Annotated in this window: 24 protein-coding genes and 1 CRISPR repeat array; of the genes, 12 read left to right on the top strand and 12 right to left on the bottom strand. The window is 67.6% G+C overall.

The window, feature by feature from the left end:
• The first annotated feature begins 183 nt into the window (after positions 1–183).
• The 7 genes from ACIQAC_RS40585 (at position 184) to cas2 (ending at position 8,508) form a co-directional block, all read left to right on the top strand.
• Positions 184–2,394, top strand: coding sequence for a CRISPR-associated endonuclease Cas3'' (locus ACIQAC_RS40585; protein WP_402200731.1), 2,211 nt, complete (start codon positions 184–186; stop codon positions 2,392–2,394).
• 605 nt (positions 2,395–2,999) lie between these two features.
• Positions 3,000–3,743 (top strand): type I-C CRISPR-associated protein Cas5c, encoded by a 744-nt coding sequence (cas5c, locus tag ACIQAC_RS40580; RefSeq protein ID WP_402200750.1) that lies wholly within the window; start codon positions 3,000–3,002, stop codon positions 3,741–3,743.
• A gap of 7 nt (positions 3,744–3,750) precedes the next feature.
• The gene (gene cas8c, locus ACIQAC_RS40575) at positions 3,751–5,568 is read left to right on the top strand and encodes a type I-C CRISPR-associated protein Cas8c/Csd1 (protein ID WP_402200729.1); all 1,818 of its coding nucleotides are present in this window, start codon (positions 3,751–3,753) and stop codon (positions 5,566–5,568) included.
• Between the two features lie 86 nt (positions 5,569–5,654).
• Positions 5,655–6,527, top strand: coding sequence for a type I-C CRISPR-associated protein Cas7/Csd2 (gene cas7c, locus ACIQAC_RS40570; protein WP_402200727.1), 873 nt, complete (start codon positions 5,655–5,657; stop codon positions 6,525–6,527).
• Entirely contained in the window at positions 6,524–7,189 is a 666-nt protein-coding gene (gene cas4 / locus ACIQAC_RS40565) for a CRISPR-associated protein Cas4 (RefSeq protein WP_402200726.1), read from the top strand. Before cas7c ends, cas4 begins: the two co-directional genes overlap by 4 nt.
• Positions 7,186–8,217, top strand: a complete 1,032-nt coding sequence (gene cas1c / locus ACIQAC_RS40560; RefSeq protein WP_402200724.1) for a type I-C CRISPR-associated endonuclease Cas1c — start codon at positions 7,186–7,188, stop codon at positions 8,215–8,217. The genes cas4 and cas1c overlap by 4 nt, the downstream gene beginning before the upstream one ends.
• On the top strand, positions 8,218–8,508 hold the full coding sequence (gene cas2, locus ACIQAC_RS40555) for a CRISPR-associated endonuclease Cas2 (RefSeq protein ID WP_402200722.1): 291 nt from the start codon (positions 8,218–8,220) through the stop codon (positions 8,506–8,508).
• Positions 8,509–8,652: 144 nt separating this feature from the next.
• A CRISPR array of direct repeats spans positions 8,653–9,928; the repeat unit is 37 nt; unit sequence GTGGCGGTCGCCCTCCGGGACGACCGAGGATCGCAAC.
• A 588-nt stretch (positions 9,929–10,516) separates the two neighbouring features.
• Here cas2 and ACIQAC_RS40550 read toward each other — a convergent pair.
• The 3 genes from ACIQAC_RS40550 to ACIQAC_RS40540 are packed head-to-tail and all read right to left on the bottom strand — an operon-like array spanning position 10,517 to position 12,758.
• Complete coding sequence (locus ACIQAC_RS40550) at positions 10,517–10,846, bottom strand: hypothetical protein (protein ID WP_402200720.1); 330 nt, start codon at positions 10,844–10,846, stop codon at positions 10,517–10,519.
• Positions 10,847–10,849: 3 nt separating this feature from the next.
• A complete protein-coding gene (locus ACIQAC_RS40545) occupies positions 10,850–10,987 on the bottom strand; it encodes a hypothetical protein (RefSeq protein WP_402200718.1) in 138 nt (45 codons plus the stop codon).
• A 28-nt stretch (positions 10,988–11,015) separates the two neighbouring features.
• A complete protein-coding gene (locus ACIQAC_RS40540; protein ID WP_402200717.1) occupies positions 11,016–12,758 on the bottom strand; it encodes a relaxase/mobilization nuclease domain-containing protein in 1,743 nt (580 codons plus the stop codon).
• 5 nt (positions 12,759–12,763) lie between these two features.
• Between ACIQAC_RS40540 and ACIQAC_RS40535 the strand changes: the two genes are divergently transcribed.
• Positions 12,764–13,123: a hypothetical protein gene (locus ACIQAC_RS40535; RefSeq protein WP_402200715.1), complete on the top strand. Its 360-nt coding sequence runs from the start codon at positions 12,764–12,766 to the stop codon at positions 13,121–13,123.
• Positions 13,124–13,700: 577 nt separating this feature from the next.
• Here ACIQAC_RS40535 and ACIQAC_RS40530 read toward each other — a convergent pair.
• The 5 genes from ACIQAC_RS40530 to ACIQAC_RS40510 form a co-directional block, all read right to left on the bottom strand.
• The gene (locus tag ACIQAC_RS40530; protein WP_402200713.1) at positions 13,701–13,892 is read right to left on the bottom strand and encodes a hypothetical protein; all 192 of its coding nucleotides are present in this window, start codon (positions 13,890–13,892) and stop codon (positions 13,701–13,703) included.
• Positions 13,889–15,481 carry a hypothetical protein gene (locus ACIQAC_RS40525; RefSeq protein WP_402200712.1) on the bottom strand — a complete coding sequence of 531 codons (1,593 nt, stop codon included), beginning with the start codon at positions 15,479–15,481 and terminating at the stop codon, positions 13,889–13,891. The genes ACIQAC_RS40530 and ACIQAC_RS40525 overlap by 4 nt, the downstream gene beginning before the upstream one ends.
• Entirely contained in the window at positions 15,478–16,119 is a 642-nt protein-coding gene (locus ACIQAC_RS40520; protein WP_402200711.1) for a WhiB family transcriptional regulator, read from the bottom strand. The genes ACIQAC_RS40525 and ACIQAC_RS40520 overlap by 4 nt, the downstream gene beginning before the upstream one ends.
• Positions 16,120–16,268: 149 nt before the next feature.
• Positions 16,269–16,976 carry a hypothetical protein gene (locus ACIQAC_RS40515; RefSeq protein WP_402200709.1) on the bottom strand — a complete coding sequence of 236 codons (708 nt, stop codon included), beginning with the start codon at positions 16,974–16,976 and terminating at the stop codon, positions 16,269–16,271.
• Positions 16,977–16,978: 2 nt separating this feature from the next.
• A complete protein-coding gene (locus tag ACIQAC_RS40510) occupies positions 16,979–17,860 on the bottom strand; it encodes a helix-turn-helix domain-containing protein (RefSeq protein ID WP_402200708.1) in 882 nt (293 codons plus the stop codon).
• A gap of 876 nt (positions 17,861–18,736) precedes the next feature.
• Here ACIQAC_RS40510 and ACIQAC_RS40505 point away from each other — a divergent pair.
• The 4 genes from ACIQAC_RS40505 to ACIQAC_RS40490 all read left to right on the top strand — a co-directional run bounded on the left by ACIQAC_RS40505 (position 18,737) and on the right by ACIQAC_RS40490 (position 22,356).
• A complete protein-coding gene (locus tag ACIQAC_RS40505) occupies positions 18,737–19,180 on the top strand; it encodes an XRE family transcriptional regulator (protein WP_402200706.1) in 444 nt (147 codons plus the stop codon).
• A gap of 215 nt (positions 19,181–19,395) precedes the next feature.
• A complete protein-coding gene (locus ACIQAC_RS40500) occupies positions 19,396–19,728 on the top strand; it encodes a secondary metabolite protein (RefSeq protein ID WP_402200705.1) in 333 nt (110 codons plus the stop codon).
• Positions 19,725–20,924 carry an MAB_1171c family putative transporter gene (locus ACIQAC_RS40495; RefSeq protein WP_402200704.1) on the top strand — a complete coding sequence of 400 codons (1,200 nt, stop codon included), beginning with the start codon at positions 19,725–19,727 and terminating at the stop codon, positions 20,922–20,924. The genes ACIQAC_RS40500 and ACIQAC_RS40495 overlap by 4 nt, the downstream gene beginning before the upstream one ends.
• A 589-nt stretch (positions 20,925–21,513) precedes the next feature.
• Positions 21,514–22,356: a DUF899 family protein gene (locus ACIQAC_RS40490; RefSeq protein WP_402200702.1), complete on the top strand. Its 843-nt coding sequence runs from the start codon at positions 21,514–21,516 to the stop codon at positions 22,354–22,356.
• Between the two features lie 54 nt (positions 22,357–22,410).
• Here the strand turns inward: ACIQAC_RS40490 and ACIQAC_RS40485 are convergent, their stop codons facing one another.
• The 4 genes from ACIQAC_RS40485 to ACIQAC_RS40470 all read right to left on the bottom strand — a co-directional run.
• Entirely contained in the window at positions 22,411–23,127 is a 717-nt protein-coding gene (locus ACIQAC_RS40485; protein ID WP_402200701.1) for a hypothetical protein, read from the bottom strand.
• A gap of 7 nt (positions 23,128–23,134) precedes the next feature.
• A complete protein-coding gene (locus tag ACIQAC_RS40480) occupies positions 23,135–23,758 on the bottom strand; it encodes a sigma-70 family RNA polymerase sigma factor (RefSeq protein ID WP_402200699.1) in 624 nt (207 codons plus the stop codon).
• Positions 23,755–23,952, bottom strand: coding sequence for a hypothetical protein (locus tag ACIQAC_RS40475; protein ID WP_402200697.1), 198 nt, complete (start codon positions 23,950–23,952; stop codon positions 23,755–23,757). The genes ACIQAC_RS40480 and ACIQAC_RS40475 overlap by 4 nt, the downstream gene beginning before the upstream one ends.
• Before the next feature lie 1,133 nt (positions 23,953–25,085).
• The coding region (locus ACIQAC_RS40470; RefSeq protein WP_402200696.1) for an NUDIX hydrolase at positions 25,086–25,469 on the bottom strand (384 nt) is incomplete at its 5' end.

Below are 25,469 nucleotides of genomic sequence, written 5' to 3'. Positions count from 1 at the left end.
CGTGGACTGGCCAAGGAGGCCGTATCTCGGCGCGGCCCGACGATGTCAGTGGCGGCGTGTACGTTTCCGATTCGCAAGATTCAAGCGGTGATCGCTATTTGCCCTGGGGGAGTCGCTATGTCTGCGTCCGGAGGCCAGTTGTACGCGCACAGTCGGAGTGCCGTATCGGGGAGCCGGCACTCGTTGGAAGAGCATCTGCGTGGCTCGGCGGCGCTGGCCCGCCGGTTCGGGGAGGTGTTCGGGGTGGGGGAGTTGGCTGCGTACCTTGCGCTGATCCACGATGTGGGCAAGGGGACTTGTTTGTGGCAGGGCCGGCTTCTGGAGGCGGAGCGCCGCGGTGGCGGCCGGGTTGGCCCTTCGCACAAGCATGCTGGCACCGTGCTCGCTGACCGGTACACGCAGTTGGCGTTCGGTGGGGTGGTCTTCGGGCACCATGGTGGCCTGCCGGACATGGAGAAGCTGCGGACCGAGTTGGTGAAGGCGCGGCCCGGCGGGGAGCATGCCAGGCTTATCGAGGAAGCTATCCGTGTTGTGGAGGAGGTTGTTCCGGAGATCCATCCGGAGTCGTGCCCCGTTCCGCCGGCATGGTTGATGGATCTACCCAAGTCCGAGCGGCGGCTGGGCTTGGACCTGTTGATTCGGATGTTGTTCAGCTGCGTAGTGGATGCAGATTTCCTGGATACATCCGCGCACTTCGAGAACACCGCGGTGCGTCTGCGCGAGTCGGCGGCCATGGGCGCGCTTGTGGAGCGGTACGAGGTGCGGCGGGCGAAGATGCTCGCCGAGCGAGAGCCGTCTCCGGTGGATGGGGTGCGGCAGTCGGTCTACGAGCAGGCGTGTGCCGCGGCCTCGGGGCAGCCCGGCGTGTACGTGCTGCACGTGCCGACGGGTGGGGCCAAGACGCTGGCTGCCGGGGGCTTCGCCCTTCGGCATGCGGCTGTGCACGGGATGCGGCGCGTGGTTCTCGCCGTGCCGTACATCTCCATCACGGAGCAGAACGCCGCCGTCTACCGAGACCTTCTCGATCCCGAGCCCGACTCCGGGGAGGAGGCTGTGGTGCTGGAACACCACAGCGCGGTGGATCTCGACGCGGAGGCGCCGCTCGACGGGCTGTCGGAGGCACAGCGGGCCGAGTTGGAGCGGCGGGCGCATGCCGCGCGGCTGGCGGCTGAGAACTGGGACGCACCGTTCGTGGTGACCACCACGGTGCGGCTGTTTGAGTCGCTGTTCTCGCACAAGCCGTCGCAGATGCGACGCCTGCACAACCTGGCCGGGTCGGTGATCGTGTTGGACGAGGTGCAGGCCCTGCCAGACCGCCTCCTCGTCCCGATCTTGAGTGTGCTGCGGGGACTGGTCGAGCACTTCGGGACCACGGTGCTGCTCGTGTCGGCCACCCAGCCGTCGTTCTGGGAGCTGCCCAGGTGGAAGGGTCTTCGGCGGCGGACGATCGTCGAGCATCCGTCCGCGCTGTTCGCCGCGCTCCGCCGGGTCAGCTACGAGTGGCGGACCGGTGAGGACGTCACCTTGGAGAGCATCGCTGCGGAGGCGGCCGGGTATCGGCAGGTGCTGACCGTGGCAGCCACCACCAAGGATGTTGCCCGCCTTCACCGCCATCTCCAACAGGTCACGGCCGAGGGGGAGGTGCTGCATCTGTCGACCCGGATGACGGGCGCGCATCGCCGTGAAGTCATTGCCCGGATCAAGAAGTTGCTCACCCTCGGGGAGGCCGTGCAGGTCGTGTCCACCAGTTTGATCGAGGCCGGTGTTGATCTCGACTTTCCGCGCGTGTACCGGGCATGGGCGCCGGCCGAGTCGATGCAACAGGCGGCCGGGCGCTGTAACCGGGACGGGCGCCTGTCCAACGGCACGGTGGTCGTCTTCCGGCCCGCGGACGGCGGCCAGCCGCGCGGGACCGAGTACCAGGCGGCGGTGCAGGCCAGCGACACCTACTTCGGACCGCAGTTGGCTGACCCCGATGACCTCGCGGCACTGGATCGCTACTACCCCATCCGGTATGCCCTGCAGTCTGGCCTGGGAGAGGAGATCGAGGATCTGCGACGCCGTCTGGACTTCCCGGCCGTTGACCATGCCTTCCAGATGATCGAGGACGGGCACAGCATCCCGGTCGTTGTCGTCCGCGACGGGTCGGACCGGGAAGCCATCGAGACCGCGGTTGGCCGACTGCGTGACCCTTTCCACCCGTGCGGGCCTGAGGTCCTACGCAGCCTGCAGCAGCACACGGCTTCCTTGCCGCGCCAGGAGGCCGAGGGGGCCCTTCGCTCGGGCCTTGCCGTGCCGGTGATCGGTGACCTGATCATGTGGCTTGGCGCGTACCACGAGCAGCGAGGACTAGATCCCGACGAGCCGGAGGACCGCGCGGGCTTCAGTTTCTGACGGTGGATCAATCAGCTGACGGACGCTCGTCCTTGAGGCGTGTCACCATGACGAAGTGGCCCAGCTCACTGGGCCGCGTGGCGGCCTCGCCAAGGGGGATGTCGTTCTCGGCCGGACCGACGGGCGTAACCCGGCCGGACCGAGGGTCGCAATTTCGGCTGTGCCTTGCTGTGCCTGGGGGCGAGCCTCGCGGGGTCCAAAGAACTACTCCTTGGACCCCGCTTGTTGGTTTCCGCCTCGGTAGGGCGATGGGCGTAATCGCGCCGATCTCTTTGGAATCGGTGGCAGCGTCCCGCTCACTCTCGCCGGCATGGGTTCAAGCAAGCACAGCCGAAGAAGGAGAGTTAGAGCTTCGTGCCCATTGTCCCGGAAACGAGTCCGTTCCCCCTCACAGTCGCAGGTGTCCTGGTGATCGTCGTCGTCCTCTTAGTCCGTCACGGAAGGCTGCGACTTCGCCTTCACCTCGGATAACAGGCAGGTCAAGGGGCGATGTCAGTGGCTCCGTCTACGGTGCAGCCATTGATGTCGCTCCTGGGCGTCAACACGGTTCACCAAATGAAGAGTTGGGCAATTACGAAAGGGGTTGGGAGAGCGTGACCTCTCGTATGGCCGCTGCCTCACGGCGAGTTGAGCGGCGAGGAAACGACGGCTGGGCGTTTCCGGATCTCGTTGTGGAGGTGGCCGGCCCGTTGGCCTGCTTCACCCGGCCAGAGCTGAAGGTGGAGCGAGTCTCGTATCCGGTGATGGGACCCTCTGCGGCAGTGGGGGTGCTGGAGGCAATCTTCTGGAAGCCGGAATTCCAGTACGTGGTACGGGCGATCGAGGTCCTCGCACCGATCGAGTGGACGTCGATCCGCCGCAACGAGGTCAAGTCCGTGATCACGGCCAGCGAGGTCGCGGCCTTACGCAAGGATCCGCGCCGCCGTTACGACGTCGAGAACGACCGGGACCAGCGCAACAGCATGCTGCTGCGCGACGTGCACTACCGCATCCGCGCCCAGGTCGTCCTGACCGAGCGCGGCCAGGGTGGGCGTGAGGAGAAGTACCGCGAGCAGCTGCGCCGCCGCGTGGACAAGGGTGCCTGTTTTGCTCAGCCGTTCCTCGGCTGCCGCGAGTTCAGCGCCTCGTTCGGCCCGCAGACCGACGCCACGCCCATCGCGCGGGATGAGGACCTGGGAGTCATGCTGCACTCCATTGCCTACCCGGCCTCCGGCGGCGAGCAATACCGCTGGTTCCACGCCCAACTGCACCAGGGCGTAATGCAGGTGCCGCTCAAGGCCCTCGGGGCGAGCGAGGTGGCTATGCCCGCCGGCTCCGCCTGGCGGGCCGACGGCGCCCAGACAGGGTGAGGCGCTCATGCTGCTCCAGCGCCTGACCGAGTTCGCCGAACGGGCCGAGGCCGACGGCGAACTCCCCCCCGCCTACTACCGGCCCAAGAAGATTCAATGGGCGCTGCGGATCGAGACCGACGGCCTAACGGCCCGGCTGTATGACCTCCGCCCGCCGAAGGGGTCGAAAGACAAGCTGCTGCCGAGAGACGCTCCCTACGCCTACCGCTCGGGCACGACACCGCCCCCGTACCTGCTGGTGGACACGGCGCAGTACGTCCTGGCCGTACCGAAGACCGGCACGGACGGCACCGTGAGCGAGGTCGCTGCCGTGGAAGCGATCCGCCGCCAGGGCGAGTACACCGACCTGCTGCTGTCCTGGACCCAGACTGCCAAAGACGATCCGTACGCACAGGCCGTGCGCGCCTTCGTCTCCAGTGGAGGCATGGCCCGCGTCGAACGTCCCGAGGACATCACCTCCGCCGACACCGTCGCGCTGATGGGCCACGACGGCACCTGGCTGCACGAGCTGCCCACGGCCTGCGCCCTCTGGGCGGCGACCGTCAAGTCTCGCAAGTCCGGCAGCGGCGCCACCGGCCTGTGCCTGGTGTGCGGCCGGCCGGGAGAGCTGCTGGCCACGATCCCCGAAAGCATCAAGTCCGGGGCCATCCCCACCAGCGGCCTTGGCCGTGACTCCCAGCTGATCAGCATCAACTCCGCCGCCCAGGGCCGTGGCGGGACCCTGCAGTTGGTGAACACCCCGGTGTGCGAACGCTGCGGGAGCCGCGCCATGGCCGCGCTCAACCTGCTGCTGGCCACCGACACCCACCGCCGCCGCAGCAATGACGCGGTCACCATGTGGTGGACCAAAGAGCCGGTCGAAGATCTCTTCGAATCGCTGGACACCCCGACCGACGAGGGTGTCGCCAAGCTGCTGGACACCCTGCACGAATGCCCCGATCCAGTGGCCGCCGAACGCCTGGACCCGAGTGCCTACTACGCGCTCACACTCGGGCTGAACAACGCCCGCGCAGTGCTCCTCGACTGGCTCGACATCCCCGTCGGCCGCTTGCGCAACCACCTCGGCGCCTGGTTCGCGCACCACCAGGTCTACGACGGCTGGGAGCACAAGTACCGCCACCTGCCACTGTGGCACCTCGTCCTGGCGGCCGGCCGCTGGGACGGCAAGGCCGGACGCTACGTCGCCCGCAGCGCCCCCAAGGGCCTGGAGAACGAGCTGCTGCACTCCGCCCTCACCCGCGGCCCCCTGCCCGCCCGCCTTCTGCCCCACCTTCTGCAGCGTATCCGTGCCGACGGCCGCGTGGACCATCCCCGCATAGCCCTGCTCCGCCTCACACTCCACCCGAACCGGAAGGACCACCAGGTGACCGGCCCAGCCCCCCGACTCGACGCCCCCAACAAGGAGCCCGGCTATTTGTGCGGTCGCGCCTTCGCTGTCCTGGAAGCCATCCAGTACGCAGCCCTGGGCGACATCAACACCACCATCGGCGAGAAGTACTTCGGGACCGCGATGACCGCCCCCGCCGCCGTGCTCACCACGCTGCGCACCGGCGCCACCGGCCACCTCAAAAGACTGCGTCGCGACAAACGCGGCACCTTCTACGCCCTCGACGCCCGCCTGGCCGAGGCATTCGCCGCGCTCGCCCAGCTCGACGACGGCATCCCCCTGCTGCTCACCACCCGCCAGCAGGCCTGGTTCGTCCTCGGCTACGACCAGCAGCGCGCCGCCGACAACGCAGCCCGCGCCGCCCACAAGAAAGCCAAAGAAGCCGACGAGAACGGCAGCAGTCCGGACGAGTCAGCCCCCGAGCAGCCAGCAGTCTAGCCGCGACAGGGCGCCGCCAGCAGATCCGACGAAGGCCTGCCCGCCGCCCAGATGCAACCCACCACCGTGACGAGGAGAACCATTCCATGAGCGCTCCGCACCTCGACCCCACTCGCAAGATTGACTTCGTATACCTGATCGAAGCACGCGACAGCAACCCCAACGGCGACCCCGACGCCGGTGGCATGCCCCGCACCGACCCCGTGTCCGGCCAGGGTCTGATCACCGATGTCGCCCTCAAACGCAAGCTCCGCAACACCGTCGCCCTCCTCAACGAGGAGGACAAGGAACCCGGTTACGACATCTACGTCGAAGCGGGCGTCGCTCTCAATGCCCAGCACGAGCGCGCCTACGCTCCCGGTGCCCTCGGAGAGAAGGCCAGTCAGCTCGACGCCCAGCAGTGGATGTGCCAGACCTTCTTCGACATTCGCATGTTCGGCGCCGTCATGACCACCGGCAAGAAGGATCGCCAGGCCGGCCGCGTACGCGGCCCCGTCCAGCTCACCTTCTCCCGCTCCGTCGACCCCGTCACACCGCTCGAATACGGCATCACACGCGTCACCCCCACCAGGCAGGAAGACGTGGACGCGGGAAAGAAGACCGAGATGGGCTCAAAGCACATCGTCCCCTACGGCCTCTACCGTGGCGAAGGCCACTTCAGCGCCCCCCTGGCCGCTCGCACCGGCGTCACCAGCGACGACCTCGCCATGTTCTGGCGCGCCTTCACCCTCATGTTCGACCACGACCGCGCCGCTGCCCGCGGTGAACTCAACCTGCGCGGCCTGTACGTCTTCACCCACGATGACAAGTTCGGCAGAGCGCCGGCACGTCAACTCCTCGACCGCGTCACCGTCAAGGGCCCCGGTGACGCGACTGCCCGCGCCTTCACCGACTACCAAGTTGAGGTCCAGGCAGCCGACCTTCCAGACGGCGTCACCCTCACCGCTCTGATCGGATGACCACACCCGCGAAGCAGGGCGGAGAGGGAGACCTCGTTCAGGTCTCCCTCTCCGCCCTGGAGCACTACGCGTACTGCCCGCGTCAGTGCGGCCTCATCGTCCTCGAAGACGCCTTCACCGATGACGCCGCCACCGTGCGGGGAACCCTGCTCCACCAACGGGTCGACACCCCGGGCAATCGGGGCCGAGGTGACGTACGCACACTCCACGCCCTGCCCGTCTGGCACGACGGCTACGGCCTTACCGGTATCTGCGACACCGTCGAACTCCATGCCGACGGCCGCATCCTGCCCGTGGAACACAAGTCGGGCCGCTACCATCCGGGCGGCCCAGCCGATGTGCAGGCCGCTGCCCAGGCGATCTGCCTGGAGGAGATGTTCCGCCGCCCCATCCCCGAGGCCGCGATCTATTCCGCGGCCGATCGCCGACGCCACTCAGTGCCCGTTGACGACGCACTTCGATCTCGCGTCCTCGAACTTACCGGCGCGGTACGTAGTTTGCTCACCACTGGCCGGCTGCCGTCCCCCGTTGCGGACAGCCGCTGTCGGCGCTGCTCCATGGCTACCGGATGTATGCCACGACTCCTCGCCGACACCCACCGATACCGCCAAGCCCTCACCGACCTCTACCTCCTCGACGACCTCCAGGACAGCGACGCGTGACCACCGAACTCCTGAATACCCTGTACGTACAGACACATGATGCCGACCTGCGCCTGGAGCACGACACCCTCCGAGTCCAGCTCCCCGACACCCCGGGGCGACGGGTTCTGCCCCTGCGCCGTCTCGACGGCATCGTGGTCTACGGGCACATCAACCTCTCCACCGAACTCATCACCCGGTGTGCCCAGGACAACCGTCCCATCACCTGGATGACCAGGGGCGGTCGCTACATGGCCCGCCTTGATGGGGCAGTCCAGGGAAACGTCCTTCTCCGGCACGCCCAGCATCAACTCCACGAAGACGCGGCTGCGAGGCTCGCCATCGCCCGCAACATCGTCGCCGGGAAGGTCCGCAACAGCCGGTGGATCCTGCTCCGAGCCGCTCGTGACGCGGCGCCCTCGGCACGTGAACGCATCCGCGAAATCGCCGACGACCTCGCTGAGGCCCTGGCGAAGACAGGCGCCGCCGACTCCCTGGACATTGTCATGGGCATCGAAGGCAACGCCGCCCGCGGCTACTTCGCCGCCCTGCAGCATGCCCTGCGTCCCAGCCCCGGTATCCCTGCCTTCGCCCACCGCAACCGCAGACCGCCGACCGACCCCGTCAACGCACTTTCTTTCACTTACGGACTCCTGCGCAGTCTCGTCCACGGCGCCACCGAACAGGTAGGCCTCGACCCATACATCGGCTTCCTGCACGGCCTACGCCCTGGGAAACCGGCCTTGGCTCTCGACTTGATGGAGGAATTCCGCCCCGTCCTTGCCGACCGCTTCGCTCTCACCCTGCTCAACCGGCGTCAACTGCGCGCCGAACACTTCGAAAAACTCACTGGTGGCGCCGTCCGCCTCACCGACGAAGGCCGCCAGGCGCTGCTGAGCGCCTGGCAGGAGTGGAAGACACAGACCTGGGATCACTCCATCGCCGGACGTACCGTCCCCGCCGGCCTTCTGCCGGTGGTCCAGGCTCGCCTCCTCGCCCGCCACCTGCGCGGCGAACTACCCGGCTACCTCCCCTGGACGGCTACCTGAATGGACCTCCTGCTCACCTACGACGTCGACACGACCAGTCCGGCAGGACGCCGCCGACTGCGCCGTGTCGCCAAGCTCTGCGAAGGCCACGGTTTGCGCGTCCAGAAATCCGTCTTCGAGATTGTCACCGACGACAAAAGCCTCTTGCTATTGCTGGACCAGCTCAGCGACATCATCGACCCCGACACCGACAGCATCCGCCTCTACCGCCTGCCACATGATGGCTTCGACAGCGTGCAGACTCTCGGTATCGCCCAAGTGCAGCCGCACCGCGAAGACCTCGTACTGTGATCATCCGCTGCCTGCTTCGGAACCTCAAATATGCACGCGACACGCAGACCACACCGAAGCAGAACATCCGGTTGTGACCTATTTATCTCGTACCAGTGGCCTTCAAGGAACCACTGGCTCTTGTGTTCTTGCTGGTCAGCCAGCGTGGCGGTCGCCCTCCGGGACGACCGAGGATCGCAACGCCGCGGCCGCCGTGGTGAGCGGGGCCGCCCTGATCGTGGCGGTCGCCCTCCGAGACGACCGAGGATCGCAACCTCTCCTACCGCCTCGTCGACGTCGGCCTGTCCAGTGGCGGTCGCCCTCCGGGACGGCCGAGGATCGCAACCTCAAGACCACGAGCGCGACACAGCACGCCGTCACCGTGGCGGTCGCCCTCCGGGACGACCGAGGATCGCAACTTCCACTCCTCGCGGTCGGAGCGCAGCCACAGCCCGGTGGCGGTCGCCCTCCGGGACGACCGAGGATCGCAACGACCACGGTGACGAGCGAGGCCGCGTTGAGGGCGTGGTGGCGGTCGCCCTCCGGGACGACCGAGGATCGCAACTATGTACCTCGCGCCTGTGCACCGTATGGCCCAGGTGGCGGTCGCCCTCCGGGACGACCGAGGATCGCAACCTTCCAGGTGAGCACGGTCAGGACCGCGCTGGTGAGTGGCGGTCGCCCTCCGGGACGACCGAGGATCGCAACACCACGATCGCGCGGGCCTGGCAGGCGATCCCGAGTGGCGTTCGCCCTCCGGGACGACCGAGGATCGCAACTGCTCCACCCCCGGTGAGCTGCGGGCCGCCTGGCAGTGGCGGTCGCCCTCCGGGACGACCGAGGATCGCAACAGTCCCACCGTGACCGGCGCGCCGGGCAGTCCCAGCGTGGCGGTCGCCGTCCGGGACGACCGAGGATCGCAACCGGCACACGCCATCGACCTGCGCCGCTACGGACACAGTGGCGGTCGCCCTCCGGGACGACCGAGGTTCGCAACAGCGGTTCACGCTCGCGCCGGGTGAGGGTGCCGGCGGTGGCCGTCGCCCTTCGGGACGACTGAGGTTCGCAACGTCTACCTGCTGCCGTACGACGGCCACCTGCTCCAGCTTGGCGGTTGCCCTTCGGGACGACCGAGGATCGCAACGAGATGACGTACGTGGAGTGGATCAGCACCCAGGTCGGTGGCGGTCGCCTTCCGAGACGACCGAGGATCGCAACGACACGCCCGCCCGGCGTACGGACTACCGGGCCACGGCGGCGGTCGTCTTCCGGGACGACCCAGGATCGCAACGTGGACACCCCCGGCTGGACTCCAACGTCTCTGGAGGTGGTGGTCGCCTTCCGGGGCGACCGAGGATCGCAATGTCTACATCACGTGCGCGGGCGCGGGCACTGGCTTCTGTGGTGGTCGCCCTTCGGGGCAGCTGCCGAGGATCGCAACGTCGTCAGCACTGAACAGCGGGACGCGTATATCCAAGTGGCGGTCGCTCCGGGGTGATCGAGGATCGCAACACCCGGACCCTGTTCACGGTGACCCCAGGCGAGGTGCGGGACGAACACGCTGGGTGGTCCGCGGCCCTCCTCAACCCAGATCTCGGGCTTGCGGCGCCTGATGTAGTCCCGTACCCGGCCGTAGGAGACGTTGTCCATGCCGTGCTCGTCCGCCAGCAGGTCGAAAACTCGCTTGGCGGTGTGGCGCTGCTTGCGCGGGGCGTCCAGATCAGCACGCAGAATCGCGTCGATCAGTTGCTTGTAGGGGTCGATCACCGATGGCCGCGGAGGCATCGGCTTGCGGGGCGCTAGCCATGGGTAGGTCAGGGCTTCGCGTACCAGATGCCGGTGGACGCCGTAGCGGCGCGAGAGTTCGTGGATCGACAGCTTCTCGGAACGGGAGCCACGCCGGATCGCCGCGAAGAGCTCAACCTTGGTTCTCGGGGCATCCATGCGGGCCCCTGACTGTCGGAAGCACATCGATGCTCCCACTGCAAGATCGCCCCTAGGCCACTTCTGACGAACATTCAAACTGCGATCAAGCTCCTGGGGCGCAAGGGTGCGTTCCGCTGGGGCCAGAGGAGTCGTTCACAGCCAGGTACAAATTGGTGTCCAGCGTCCACGTCGTCTTGAAGTACGGCAGTACACAGCCCGGCGCCGAGCCCCCCACCCAGTCGTCGCGGCGCGGCGAAAGCTCCCGTACCTCATCGATGCCGGAGGTTCTGAAGTCCGCCGTCGCGATTGCGGTGCTGCTGGTACCCATGGTCGCGGTCACCGTCCAGCCCAGGTCGATGGCTTCTTTGCCCGTGCCGTTCCCCTGCATGGTGCCTCTGCCACCTGGTTCGCCGAACGGCGGGCTGTCGGTCACGCCTCAATACGCGGTCGATCCGGCGTTGTTGTTCTGCCCGTCCGTCCACTTCACGTTCAACGGCGCACACGACTGGCAGGACGATCCGACGTTCCACTTCATCCTGACGCCTTCCAGCGCATGGTCGATGGAGACCGGCATGATTGCGGCATGCCGCCATCCGGCGTGCCTACCGGTTCTTACGCGATTTCTCCTCCCCGCTGCGCCGCCTACCGGCGGCGGAGGGCCTGGTCGTCGTTCCGCGCGATGAGGACGGAAGCACTCTGTTACCGGTCTCGCGCAGGTGAGAGGCGTCGGCGGGCAGGTCGGCTGCTCGCCGTATCCGCCACACCAGCACGTCGCTGAGGGAGTCTGCGGTGCTGAGTTCGCGGTGTTCGGCAACGTCGGACAGGAGGGCGGCCGGGTTGTGGCCGGCGCCTTCGGCCTCCGCCATGGTCGCGGCCAGGGCGTACCAGCCGGGTTCGGCAAGGATCTGTTCGGCCAGCTCCGGCAGCGTCTCTCGCAGCAGAAGGGTCTGCCGCTGGATCGCCGGCCTGCTGAGACGCTGGCCTCGCTGGTGGAGCTCGGCGAAGGGCTGGGCAGAGGCGGCTCGGTAGGCGGCACGCAGGTGTTCGGCGGTACGGCGGGCTGCTTCGGCCTGCTGAGCATGCCCGTGTCTGGCGTGCCAGTGTGCGGCGGCGACGATGAGGAAGAACAGCATGTCGATGGCCATGGCGGTGGTGGCGCCGTCTTCCCCGCGGCCGAGGGCGGGGCCACCGTGGATGAGGTCGCGTGCGGCCTGCCGTAGAGCCCGGTCGTGTCCCTGTACGGCGCGGACGTGTGAGCGTGAGGCGCGCTCGAAGGCCGTTGCGGCGTCGCGTAGTTCGCGTCGTGTGTGGGCGGCGGACGTTTTCGCGAGAGCGTCCAGCACCTCGCCGGCCGCAGCGATGTGCGCGGCGGCGATTGCGTCGTCGCCGTGCCCGAAGACTAGGACGGCCTGCCACACGGCCGAGGCTGTCTTGCGGCGTGCGGAGGCCGGGGCGCCGGGCCTGCTGCGAGGTGTTTCCTCTCGCCTGGCGGCTGGTTCGTCCTGGGCGTCGGCGGACCAGCGCTCTCGAATACGGGGCAGTGACAGGTCGGGGGCGAGGCGCGCCCCGGGGTAGAACACCGGCTCACCGTCCTTGTTGAGGTCGTCCGGAAGGGCGACCTTGTATCCGAGGAGGTCGCCAGAGGGCGCGGCGCGCTTACGGATCAGGAGGCCGGCGGCCGCGAGCCGCTCGAAGAACTCTTCGTCGCTCGTCGCTCCGGTCACCGCGTGTCGCACAGTTTCGCGCAGTTCCTCGCGGGCGGTGCGCTCGCGTCCCTGACGATCGGCCTTGTGGCGTTCGGCGCTGGTGGGTCGCTGCGCGGCAGTGCCGTCGCCGGGCGCGACCTGGCGGAGGCCGAGTTCCTTCTCGATGAGCCGAGCTTCAGCCTGGGCGCGGGCGCCGGAGCGGAAGTCGTCGGGGCGGTGGCCGTCCTCGGTGACGAGGGTGGCGACGATGTGGATGTGGTCGTCGGCGTGCCGTACGGCTGTCCAGCGGCAGCCGGACTGTCCCTCGCCCGGGTCGATGCCGGTGGCGGCGACGATGCGGCGGGCGATGTCGGCCCACTCCTCGTCCGAGAGGATCCGGTCGCCGGGGTCTGCGCGGACGGAGGTGTGCCATACGTGCCTGGCCGGGCGCGCGTGCTCGGCGAGGACCATCACCGGCTGATCCAGGATCTGGGCAAGGTCCTGGAGGGTGGCCTTCGGGTCCCGGCCGGGGTCGGGGGACATACCGTCGAACGAGGCCACGAGGTGGGGATCGGTGTGGTCCTCGTACTTGCTAGTCGCGTAGAGGTATTTGAGCAGTCCGATCGTCCGTGATCCCGAGTTGTTTACGCTGGGGATCATGAACCGTGGTGCTCGATCAGCCGTGTGGCGGCTTCGTGCGCGGCATCGGCAGCTCGATGTACGGCGGCGACGGCCGCTTCGAGGTGGGGGGCGTCTGCACCGGAGTTGAGTGCCTTGACTGCCTGGTTGAGGTTGCTTCCGGCCCAGCCGAGCCGGCGCCGGCTGTCGAACAGGGCTGTGATCACTTCGCGTTCGTCGGCGATCTCGGCGCTGGTGCGTTCGAGGTTGGCGGCGGCAGCGAGCGCGGACCGGGCAAGGAAGCCGGCGACGGTCAGATTGCTTTTGGCGGCGGCGGATTTGATCAGGGCGAACTCGCCATCGTTGAAACGCGCGTTGGGTTGGTGGAGTCGCTTCTTCTCGGGTGACTGACGCGGACGCTGGCGGGCGCGAGGACTGCGCTGTCGGCGTGTTCGGCGCGCGGGCTGCTGCTCCTCCTGCCCCGGCTTCGATCCGCCCTCGGTCGAAGCCTCCAGGACCTGCGCCCCCCGGTGCAGGTCCTCTCCCGCCCCCTCGGGGGCGGGTTTGGCGGAAGCTACGCTTCCGCCCCAACTTGCTCGCCTCGAGAAGGACTTGGAGTCGGAATCAGATCCCGGGATGGTGCCATGCTTGGGCGTGTTCGTCATCGGAATTCGGGCCTCGCGAAGCGCGTGTGGTGCTGGATGGCCGCGGCCAGCGTGAGGACTTCGGCCGGGCCCGCAAGGACGCGAACGGGTCCGCCGGGGTGCTCTTGCACGAGCCACCCGCCGGTCGGCATGAGGACGGCGGCGTTGAGGAGTAGCCGGCGCACCAGGACGTCTATCCAGGCGTCGGCTTCGGCGACGGTGGGCTCGGACGAACGAGAGGGCCGCGGAATCACGGCGTACCTCCTAAGCGAGGCGGTGGCCCGGCACGGAGCCGGACCACACGTTACGGACAGGCGATCTGAGCTGGGGTTATGTCAGTTCAGCCGCACTCGGGGCAGCGCCCGACGTGGCTGTTGAGCGCGCGGGCCATCCGCTGTTTCGCCGAGGCAGCCTGCTTCGCGCTGGACTTTGCCGCTGGCCGGCCCGAGTGCCGCTCGGAGTGAGCGAGCATGAATCCGATTTCTCGCTCGTACTCCGCGCGGACGGTGTCGAACTGGTGGCAGGTCTTCATCGGGCGGTGCTCCTTGGCGTCGTCGGGTCCTCGCTCCGCAGTTCTCGGAGGACGAAGGTGATGCGCTGGTTCCGGACACCCGTTAGGCCCTCGCGGCGGATGATTTCCCGCAGCTGCACCCGGGTGATCGCTTCGTTGCCGTCCCGTGCGAGTAGGGCGGGGACGTGGGGGCGGAGATCCCTGACTAGCTGGCGCTCCGGCTCGTCCAGCTCGCGTACCGGGCGCTGGGTCTGCGTAGCGCGGGACCGGACGCGCTTGCCCTTGCCCTTCGTCCGGGCCTTCTTCGCTGTCTTCCGCGGGAGGGGGGCCTTCTGTCCTCGGTTCCCGGCGGTGCCGGTCCCGGACCGGGTGGCGGTCGGTTCGCGGTCCCCGGCGGTGTCGGTCCCCGACTCGGTGGTGATCGGTTTCCGATACGAAACTGGGCCCTGAGCAGCGACATCTGGCGCAGCCCGGCCGGTCCCCGTGCCAGCGATGTTCCACTCTGCGCCCACCAGATCGGCGGGACCGGTCCCCGAGACCGCACCGTCTCCAGGGGCCTCGGTCCCTGCGGTTGTCCCCGCTTCTTTGCCCTCGGTCCCCGCGGTGGGCTGGACCTTCCAGTCCGCGATGTCGGGGACCGGTCCCCGAGGACTAGGAGTACTCGGTCCCTGGTCCGAGTCAGGCTCGTGGGGACCGCGGTCGGGGACCGGCGGATCCACCGTCCGCTGTGTGGGGACCGAGGCCAACGGTGCGTTCCTGTGCGACGGGGCCCACGGAGAGGGGAGGGGGACCGTAGCCAGCGCGAGGGCGTGCCGGCGGGCGGCGAGGTGGTCGAGCAGCTGCGCGCGCTGGAGGGGGTCGGTCCCGACCGAGGCCCTGCCGACTGCCTTCGACAGGCGCCGGGTCAGTCGTCGGCCGTGACGATTCCGCTGCTGTTCGGGCGTGCGCTCGGCGAGGCGGGCGGCGAGGGTGACTGCGCGGGCGGTGGCCCGGTCCCGGGTGATCTGTGCGGCGTCGCGGTCGCGCGCTGCGATGCCGAGGCGGGACAGCAGCCGCTCGCGTGCCTCCCGGCCCAGGACGGCGATCAGTCCGTGAGAGGCGGCGCCGGGGGTGCGTAGCCGCAGTTCGATGCCCATGGCGAGGTGCCACAGCATGGCCGCCATGACGGGTCCGACGAAGGCGCGGACAGTGCCACCTACGAGACCGCTCTCGGCGTAGGCGGGGATCACCTGCACACCGGTGATCACCCAGACCAGCGTGCCCGGCAGACCGGGGACGCCCTGGGTGGCCAGGTTCTGCCGGGCCATCAGCGCGGTCGCGAACAGGGCCAGTTCGGCGGCTGCGAACATCGCAGCCCGCTCGGCGGTGCCGGCCATGTCGAGGTAGTCGGCAGCGAAGCGCCAGCTCGTGTCGGCGCTGTAGGCGGTACAGCCCAGGGCGGCAACGGCGGCGACCTTAACGGCCGGGTTGCTAAGACGTTTCTGCGAGCGGGTTCCCCGGCGCCGCATGGTCCAGGCGGTCAGTACGAGCGCCAGGGCTGCGGGTGCGCCGGCGGTGAGAAGGAGGGGTAGGTCCGAAGCGGCACCGAAGGCGTGGACGTGGTGGGTCATACGGCCTTTCCGGGAGGGGCGGGCGCCGGGGGCGGCGCTGCCGGTCGGGCTATCGGCTGCCTAGTACCGGGAGCGGCGGGCGCATGGAGGCTCGCTGCCGTGGAGGTCTTCGTGCGCTTTTTCTTGGGACGCGGAACGCCGTAGGTGCGGTCGCGGTCGAAGACCTTGTGGGAGGCCTGCCGGAGCAGGTCTCGGGCATGCTTGTGACTGATCTGCAGGGCGGCGGCCAGCCGGTCCGGCTGCCAGCCGCGTACGTAGGCGTGGTCGATGACGACCTTCCGTTCCGTCTCGGTCAGGTGCACGTCGCGTCCCTGGAAGAAGGCGATCACGCGCCGGTAGTCGAGACGCTGGTGCAGTGCATCGTGCAGGGGGCGCCGCTCGGCTTCAGTGAGACCTCCCCAGATGCCCTCCTTGAGGACGTTCTCCAGGGCGAAGTCGAGGCAGTCGCGACGTACGGGGCACCAGCCGCACAGCTCCTTCGCTTCCGCGATCTCTTCGTGGTCCCGGGGCCCTGGGAAGAACACCGCGTCGGCGTCCTCTACGTCCATGCCGTGGCATGCCCCGCGGGTGTGCCAGCTGATGTCTCCGATGCCGCGCAGGCCGGTGCTCGGCGCATCGTGGGTGGTGATGTGGCGCAAGGCGGCTCTCCGATGTGCTGGCGCGTCGGCCCGCCGGGACGGTGTCGGTGGGCGTGGCGTCGGGTGCCGGCGGCGGCACGGGGAGGCGTCGCAGCCGGTGGGGGACAGTGATGTGGGGCGGCCATGCATAGGGCGGGTGTATGCGCCGGTCAGGCCGTTACGGGCCGCTGGGCCTGCTCGGTGTGCCGGGCAACAGCGAGGTCAAGGCGTCCGGGGTGGGGAGTCGCACGTGGTGCAGTGCCGTATGCCCCGTCGTCGGGGGCGATCCTGCGGCGACGACAACGCTCGCCCGGCGGGGCCTTGCACCACTCGCAGCGCACACTCAGGGCATCCGGCTGCCCTTGGGCTATGGCTGCCTCACGTGCCGCGCGGCCGGGCCGGTATGGCGCGAGGGCGGCGCGGGCAGCAGGTGGGATGCAGGAGCCGACTCCTTGCAGCATCGCCTCCAGTTTCGGGTCGATCTCCCCTCGACTGCTGGTGATCGCCCGGGCCTGTGCGGGTTGGGCCGTCCCCGCGGCGACGGCGCGGCGGGTGCTGGCCAGCTCGGCGCTCCAGGCAGCCTGATCGTCCGGATCCGCGGACGGTGTCGGGTCGCAGTGCCGCGCCAGGCGGTCACGCCGGTAGTTCTCCCACGCACGGATCACGTCCGAGGGGAGAATCTGATATGGCGAGCTACGGATGTGCTGACGGGCAGCGATGCGGGTGTCCCAGCCGTACGGAGTGGCCATCGGCACGTCACTGAGCAGCTCGTGCCACTGGGCGAGCTGGTCACGCGCTTCGCCCTGGTCGACGCGGATGGTGCGGGGGTCGAGTCGGCCGATGTAGGCCAGCAGAGCGGCGATTTCGCGGCGGTCCACGGTCAGCCCTCCGTTTCGGTCGGCTCGTCGAGGGCGGCGAGGAGGGCGGCGGTGTGGGCCTCCGTCCGCGTCATGCGCCCCGTCGCGGCGGTGCCGTGGACGTTCGAGTGGCCAGAGGCGTGTTCTCGGACGACCCACGCGCGCCAGTCGGCGGCCCAGGCTTGCGCCGGCCTCGGTTTGAAGTCAGCGCGGTGGACCCGCCACTTCGTGTCGGCAGCAGCAAGGCCCTGATCGCCGAGTCGGTCTAGGTGTCCCTGCTGGCGGGCCCAGGCGCGGGTGGCAGGGTCGACCTGCCACTCGGCAGCCGAGAGGACGTCAGCATCACCACTGCTGTACCTCCGGTTCAAATCAGGTTCACTACGGTTCTGGGTGCCGGTCTCCGATATGTCGCTGTGCCGGTGGCCGGTACGTCGCTGTGCCGGTTTCCGCCTCGACCTGCCGGTTTCCGGTACTGCCGGTGTCCGGAGCCTCCCGACCGATTCCGGCACCTCACGGGGGCGTATTCCGTACCGCCGCAGAGCAGAGAGCCGGAGCATCGCAGGCGCAGCGAGCTCGTCTGACACCGCCGCGTCGCCCTCCTCCATCTGCTGCTCATGGAGAGCCTGTGCGATTGCGGTGGCGGCGAGAGGCAGGCGGTAGACCGTGCTGCGCTGCGGGCCTGTGAGGTCGTCAAGCTGTTCCAGCTCTCCGGCAAGGAGCAGGCGCTCGACGGCTTCGCGCACCGTGGAGACAGATGCCCGCGTCCGTTTGGCCAGGCTGGACAGCGATGCCCAGGAGATGCACTGGTCGTCGGTCACCCGGTCGGCGATCGACAGCAGGACCAGCCGCGCGGCCCCCCGGCTGGAGCTGTGCTCCCACACCCACTCGCGGGCTTCGCTACTCATCGGCTGCTCCCGACAAGCGGGCACGACCACCGGCTCGTGGGGGCCTGAGAGGTGCGATCCTGCTCAGGGTACGGACAGGTCGAGGCGAAGGTGGCTGCCGCGCAGGCCAGGTTGAAGGCCCTTTGCGCATGGCAGGAGGCATGCGATACTCCCTTTTGCAGTGTTGCCACGCTGGTTCGCCCCTTGGAAGGACTCAGCGTGGTGATGGTGGGCAATTTCCGCCCTTGCCGGGGCGGGTATGCCGCTTAGCGTTCGGCGTCCATGAGTTACTGCTCTGGGCGCCGTCGCCATTTGTGTAACTTCGAAGCCTGGTTCGTGCTCGGGGTCTCCTCACGTCGTCGCTGCGGGCTGGCTGCCCAGGGACGACGAACATACGCACCGGCCGGTATCAAGATCCAGAGTTGGTTCTTAACCTCTGTACTGGTCGCGGACAGTCACCGCGCAGTCTCTGGTCCAGGCGGCCCGTCGAACGCGGCAAGTGCTTCCCTCGGGCGTACAGGATCACCGTTGCCGCGGTTGTCCCGCACGGTGAGATCACGTCACCGTGTGCTGCTGTGGCTGGCTTTTCGGTATTCCTTGCAACGGAAGCGCGATGTTGCTGCTGTGTTTCCATCGTCGCCTCCGCGCTCTCTGGTCGGGGATCAAATCTTGTGCGCCATGCGTGCTGTATGCAGTCGGGGGAATGCGGCTCGTGCCACATCACCCAATGCACTCTGCGGTAGATAACGGACAGGGTGAGTCGAATCGGGCAGTGTGGGCAACGGAAACGTGCCGGCGAGGAAGAACTTTCCACACGCAAGATCCGTGCGTCAACTGTTGTTAATCACGGAGTACAGTGTTTGAACCCTCGTTAAGTCGCACGACCTTGGAAGGATCATGAAAGAACCAACAGCAGAGCCAGTGAGCCCTTACGCGGTGAAGCTCAGTGAGCGTCTCAACCGCCTGTTTGAAGTCGTGCATCCGCCTGATCGCGGCCCGTACAGCAACGCCGAAGTCGCCGAACTGATGGCCAATCGAGGGCTCGAAGTGACATCCACCTATCTCTGGATGCTGCGCAACGGCCGCCGAGACAATCCGACGAAGCGTCACCTCGAAGCCCTGGCAAGCTTTTTCGGCGTGCCTGCCGCCTATTGGTTCGATGACGAAGTCGCCGAAAAGACGGCAGAGGAACTGGAGTTGCTCGAATTGCTCCGCGACGCCAAGATCAAAAACGTGCTCCTTCGGCTCTCCGACGTCTCGGCGAACGGAAAGGAAGCGGTACTCGGTCTTGTAGACGGCGTACGGAAAATGGAAGGGCTGCCGCCCTCAACTGATGTGTGAACAACCCCAGTTCGGCAATCGATCAAGGATGGGCAATGTGGTCTGCGCGTATGTGGCGCCAGCGTGATCTGCTGGCTGACTTGGATCTTCCTCACGTCACGAACATCCGTGATCTGCGGGCGGAGATCTCTCGTCGCGTGGGGAGCGAGGTGAAGCTCCAGCCCCGGGAGCAGGTAGCGTCCGTGTGTGGAGGATGCGTAGTCACGGAGAGTGCCGTGTACGTGTTCTACGAAGCCCGGACCAGCACGCTGCATCAAGATCACATCATCGCCCACGAGTTCAGCCACCTACTGCTCGGACATCATGAGTCCCAGCCGCTGTCGCCCCTCGGGCCGGCTCTCATCACCACCGTGGACCCCGACACCGTGCAGATGGTGCTGGGACGCACCACATATGACGAAGCCAAGGAGCGAGAGGCTGAACTCCTTGCCTCGCTCCTCCAGCGCCAGATCATTGACCGGTGGCTGCGCAGCGACGAATCCTCCGGCGACGAGGTCCAGGACCGCGTGACTCACACCCTGCTGCGCCGGCGCGAGGTACGGCTGTGAACGATCTGCTCCAAGTCGTAGGTCTCATCGCTGCCTCCCTGGGTTTCCTGTGCCTCCTGCGGGACGTTCCTGCCCGGCGCCGCGACCCGGCTTCCACGGCCCTGGCCGTCGTGTTCTTCCTTTCAGCCTTGTCGTTCGTGTTCTCCATCGCCCCGACGTCGGAGTACATGGACCGCGTCCTGGGCGCAGCTGACCTGTCCGTCCTGCTGGCACAGTCATGTGTCATCGCACTGATCGCCTGCCAGCAAGTGGTCCTCACCTACTGGAGCGCGCCCCCAGATGTCGCGCCGCAGAGAGCAAGGTCGTGGCTCGGCGCAGGTCTCGTGGTGATCGTTGGGCTGGCACTCCTCTTCGCCCTGCTGACACTTGGCACAGCGAACCCTGTCGACGTCACACTCTTCTACGCCGATGACAACTTGTACATCGCATACCTCACCCTCTACGCCACGGCATACATGCTCGGGCAGCTGTTCCTGGCCCGTGCCTCTTGGCGACTCGCGAGCCGCAGCAACCGCGCCGCCGTCTGCGTCGGCCTCCGGATCGTCGCCCTGGGCGCCGCTGTCACCCTCGGCTTCAGCGCCGTGAATATCAGCAACGTCGTTGCCGGCGCATTCGACGGATCCCTTGCTGCGTGGGAGAACTTTGCCTGGATCTGCCGCGACGTCGGTGCAGTGCTCACCATGATCGGTTGCCTTGTACCCACGATCACCGACCACGCCCAAAGCATCCAATATCGGATCAAGCAGTACCGCAGCTACAACGAGCTGCGCCCTCTATGGCTGGCGTTCTACAGTGAAGCGCCCGAGATTGAACTGCTAGTCGATCCAGCGCAGAGGCGTCGTTTCCGTCGCATCTCGATCCGCCTTTACCGCCGAGCCGTCGAGATCCGAGACGGCCGGTTCGTGATACGTCCGTACCTCGACCCCGCGCTCCGCGAGGCCAGCGAAGACCATCACCGAGCTCGAGGGCTCTGCGGTCAGGAGCTGGCTGCGGCTGTCACTGCCGACCAGATCCTCGCCGGAATCGCCGCTCGGGCCGAGGGCGCTCGTCCGGCTCCGGATCAGCACACCGACTTCGCCGACGCAGAACGCCGGATCAGCCGGCCCCTGGACGACCTCGACGCTCTTCTCGACGTCGCACGCCACCTGCCCCGCCAGCCCGCTTGTACCCGCCGCCTTGAGCAAGTCTCCGCGTGACGCCTGATCCCGCCCGCGGGCCGCCCCCGTCCGGTTCCAGGCCTTGGACCGCTGCGAGATGTCCAGCCGCGACCGGCGCGAGGGCCCACCAGTGCCGTTGGGCGGTGTCGATCCCTGTGAGGGCGGCCCCGGTGCGGGCGATACCGGCCTTGACGGATTTGTGCGTATCTGGCACCTGATCGACGGCTCCTACCACGTCCTGTGCGGACCAACCCTGCGGACGCGGGGAGCAGGATCGGACGAAGACACCCACCCGGGCCGTCTGGGGACCAACCCCGCGGGCGCGGGGAGCAGGGCAAGGCGAGCATCCGACACACGATCGACTTGGGACCAACCCCGCGGGCGCGGGGGTGATCCCGAGATCTGCTGCGGCAGGAACGAGGGCGTCAATGGTGGCGTACCGGGCGGAGTTGCAGAAGCCGTCCCCTACGCCGCCTGCTCTGGCGGCGGCCAGCGGACGGTGTCTGAGCCAAGCCTGCTGGGCGCGTCAGGCGGTCCCCTGTCTACAGGGGCCCCGGTCGACCCTGCTGCGTATACGTTGCTGAGGAGCGACCCGCAGCCAACGTCGTAGCGATTCCAGGAGCCGCTGATGTCTGAGGACCCGAGCAAGGCGCAACCGCTGGTCGTCGACCGCACGGCCTTCGAGCAGCAGTTGGAGGAGTTGCGGGCGAGGGAGAAGGCGCACACCCGTGAGGGCGACGCGATCGCTGCCGCGCGCCGCAGGCTCCCGATGGTCGAGGTGGCCGCAGACAGCCCGCTGCTGGGGCCGGACGGCCCCATGACGCTCCTGGACGCGTTCGAAGGGCGACGCCAGATGATCGCCTACTACTTCATGTGGTGGCCCGGCCGGCCGGCCGCCGAGCAGTGCGAAGGCTGTACCTGGGTGATGAGCCACGTGGGCGAGCTGGCCTATCTGCACTCCCGCGACATCACCTTCGCCGTGTTGTGTCAGGGACGGAACACCGCCTACGGCTTCGCCGACGCGCAGACGTCGTACGAGGAAAGCATGCGCTACCGCGCCTTCATGGGCTGGACGATGCCGTGGTACTCCGCCCAGCCCTCGCTCGAGTCACTTCTCGTCGGCCGGGAACTCGGCTTGTTCCACCTGGTGTGCTACCTGCGCGACGGCGACCGTGTCTTCGAAACCTACTGGACCAGACGCCGCGGCGCCGAAGCGGTGGACTACAGCTACGCGCTCATGGACCTCACGGCGTTCGGGCGCCAGGAGGACTGGGAGGACTCACCGGCAGGCTGGCAGCGCCTCGGGCAGGCCACGCGGACACTGGGCGGGGCTCCCCACTGGCCGCCGCTATCGGAGGAACAAGCGATTGGACGCCCCACAGCGCAGTGGCCGCGCGTCGACGCCGGCCGCTCTGATGACTTGGGCGCCACCGGCACCGGCCCGGCGACCGAGCCCGGTCACTGCCACTGATGGCGGATGGGGCGATCGAGGACTCTTGCATCGATGGATGCGCCACTGAACTGGTCATGAGGTGACGAGTTCGTTCCAGTGTTCGACGAGGGCGGGGATGGGCTGGGGGATGGGGCCGAGGTCACCGTTGTGCAGGGTGTGGAGGTCGTCGACGGCATCCTTGACCGCAGTCTCGGAGACGGTGGGGCCGGGGGAAGGAAGGGTGTAGCGGACGGCCGGTCCGTGGGTGAGGTCGGCGTGGCCGGTGTCCGCGTGGTGGGCGACGGGCGTGTACGTGTCCCAGCCCAGGAGGTTGAGGAGGCTGATCTGGCCGGCCCAGTGGGTGGCATCGTTCATGTCTCCGTGGCGCAGGTGGAGGAGGTATACACACAGGGCGGCGGTGACGTTGCCGGCACCGGCCGCGTAGTGCCACCAGAACTGGGCGCCCTCGTCTTGGTCGGCGAGGTAGAGCAGGCTGGCGAAGGTGAGTGCGCCGTCGGGATCGCGGCGGGAGTTGAAGGTGTTGATGCGGGCCGCGGCGCCGTGATGGCGGACGGTGCCGCGGCACAGCACACGCAGGTCGTGCGCGGCCTGTTCGTGCAGGGCGGCGGGGAGCGGGTGGGCTCGTGGGCCGTTGTGCGGGGTGGCGTTCAGGAACTGCACCCAGCGCAGCTCGTGCAGGTGGCGGGCAAGGTTGTGCCGGGCGTTTTCGAGGTCGGCGGTGGTGTACTCGTCCTGGAAGACGCGGGCACGGTGCAGAGCCTCGTCGATGCTGCGCGGGGTGCGGTTCACGGGCCGGTCACTCCTTGTCGGTCTCGAGGGTGTCGTCGGTGCGGTATCCCATGGCTGCTGCGAGCCGGAGCTTGGCCGTGCGGTGTATGGAGCGCACCGTGGCCTCACTGATGCCCATGATCAGACCGGTATCCCGGGTGCTGAAACCGAGCGCCTCGCGCAGCACGAGGATGTCGAACTGCCGCTCGCTCAGACGCGCCATGTGGTGGTAGATCCCGAGCCCTTCTTCGAGTTCGGCGATCTCATGGCCGTGTTCTTCGCGGAAAGAGGTGCGGAAGGACTCCAGCAGGGGCTCGGTTGCCGCGCGTATGGCACGCGCGAAGGCCAGGGTTTCGGTGGTGGCCGGGCTGCGGCCCTGTGCGGCGAGCTCGCCGTGCACGCGCTGCTTGAACAGCGCCCACGCGTAGGCGCTGCGGTCGGGCATGGTCCTCAGTTGGGGCCAAATGGCGGCCAGGTAGAGAAAGGTGGCGTCGACCAGGTGACGCGCCGCGGTGGCGCTACCGAGGTGGATGCGGCAGTACTCCAGGCATGCACGGTCGTAGCGTGCCTGGAAGTCCCAGAAGTCGGGGGGCATCTGGTCGGTGTAGCTGGGGACTGTGTCTCCTGCGGGGTCAGGCGGCTGGCTGCTCACCGGCGGCCTCCTTCGTCCAGAGACGCCGTGTGGGACGGTGCAGCAGGAGAGGGAGGCTGTTGTTCGACCAGGGTTTCGGCCCCGATACGGACTCCGGCGCCAAGCAGGCGCCGCACTAAGAACCACACGTCGGGCGCGAATGAGCGCGCCGCGGCGGCGAAGGCCAGCACGAAGCTGACTACGTCGTAGTTCACAGTGGCTGTTTTCCTTCGTTTCGGGCGGTGGTCCGACCGCTCCGTCCCCGGCCGGGCGGGCAGGCACCTAGAGCACCGTTGCTCTGGGGAACAGGTAAGACCAGTGGTGCCGGGAAACGTGCAGCCTCTCGAACACATCTTTCTAACGGAAGGTAACATTCCGCATACATGGAGAGATGAGTCTATTTGCTCTCGCGCAACGCCACGCTCCGCCACCCCGCGCACTTTGAACGCCACCCCCAACGAACAGGTGTTTTCGCAGAAGTGAAAAATTCCAAACCCTATTTGCGCGAACATGAAATTGCACGCTCAATTTCACTGTGTGGCTCAGATCACGTTTGGTGAATTGAGCTGGCTCGCTCCTACGCGCCCCCTGGGTCCGGGCTGAGCACGGCGAGCCGCCTTGACCGCACTGGCGCACGCCACAATCCGTCTGCCGTGACCCACTCTTGACAAGCCCGCCCACAGGCTGGCACGGCCCTGCGCCGCGTTCTACGAGATGAACAACCTGATCGGCGTCCAGGCCGTACAGCGACAACTCGGCATCTGACGCCGGGCCCGACCCTCGCCTACGCCTGAAGCCACCGTCCCCCCGAGAGTCCGGCCACCGGGCGGCCTCTCGTTGTGTGTCGACCATGCCGCGCACCTCGGTGACGGAGCCGCTCCATTTCCCTCAGCTTCACACTTACCAGGCGAGATCACTTAAGGTAACGAAGCATCACGAGGCGACTCTTGGCGTGGATCGCGACCTGCAAGTTCGTCGAGTGCCGATAGTGGCGCAGAACGGTGTGCTCTTCGGCGGGAGACTGGAGACCCTGATGGCAGGTGGCGGCAGGTCGAGTACGGATATCGGTGGCGGCATATCGGGCTGGTCGTCACGATCATTGCTCTGGTCGTCATGCCAGTTTCTCGGGCCCTCGCTGGACTTTGATCGTCGCGGGGTGCTTTGCCGCCTGGTTCGTCCTCGCGCTGACCATCATCCGCATCAGGGGTGGACGGGGCGGAGAAGCCGTTCGACGGGCTTACGTCGCTACTTTCGGCTGGGGCGACTACGTCACGCCCTGATGGGTTGAACGGCAAGCTGACCACTTGACGCCAGGCGGGGATCTCGCGGTAGGGCTGGGCGATGTCGGTCAGGTGAGGGAGCGGGCGGCCAGGAGGAGGGCGAGAGGGCCTGCCGGCAGCAGGAACCGGCCCTGTTCTGCGGCGGTGAGGCATGCCTCGAGTGGCCACCATTCCAGTTTGAAGTCCTGTTCATTTTCGGTGAGTTCTTGTGGGCCCAGGGTGAGTTGCCTGGCCAGGAAGAGGTCGATGCGTGCGGTTGAGGCGAGTGTGGCGGCGTAGCTGCCCAGGTGTGTCCAAGAGGAGGCACAGACGCCGGCTTCCTCTCTGAGCTCACGGCGTGCGCAGGCGTTGGGGTCTTCGTGGTCTTCGCGCCGGCCGCCCGGCAGGAAGAGATAGTCGCCTCCGTGTCGAGGGAAGTGAGTGCTGAGGATGGCGACTTTGTCGTTGTCGTC

This window comes from Streptomyces sp. NPDC088387 (assembly GCF_044753385.1).
Lineage (GTDB): Bacteria > Actinomycetota > Actinomycetes > Streptomycetales > Streptomycetaceae > Streptomyces.
This window is presented reverse-complemented; position numbering and strand designations above follow the sequence as displayed.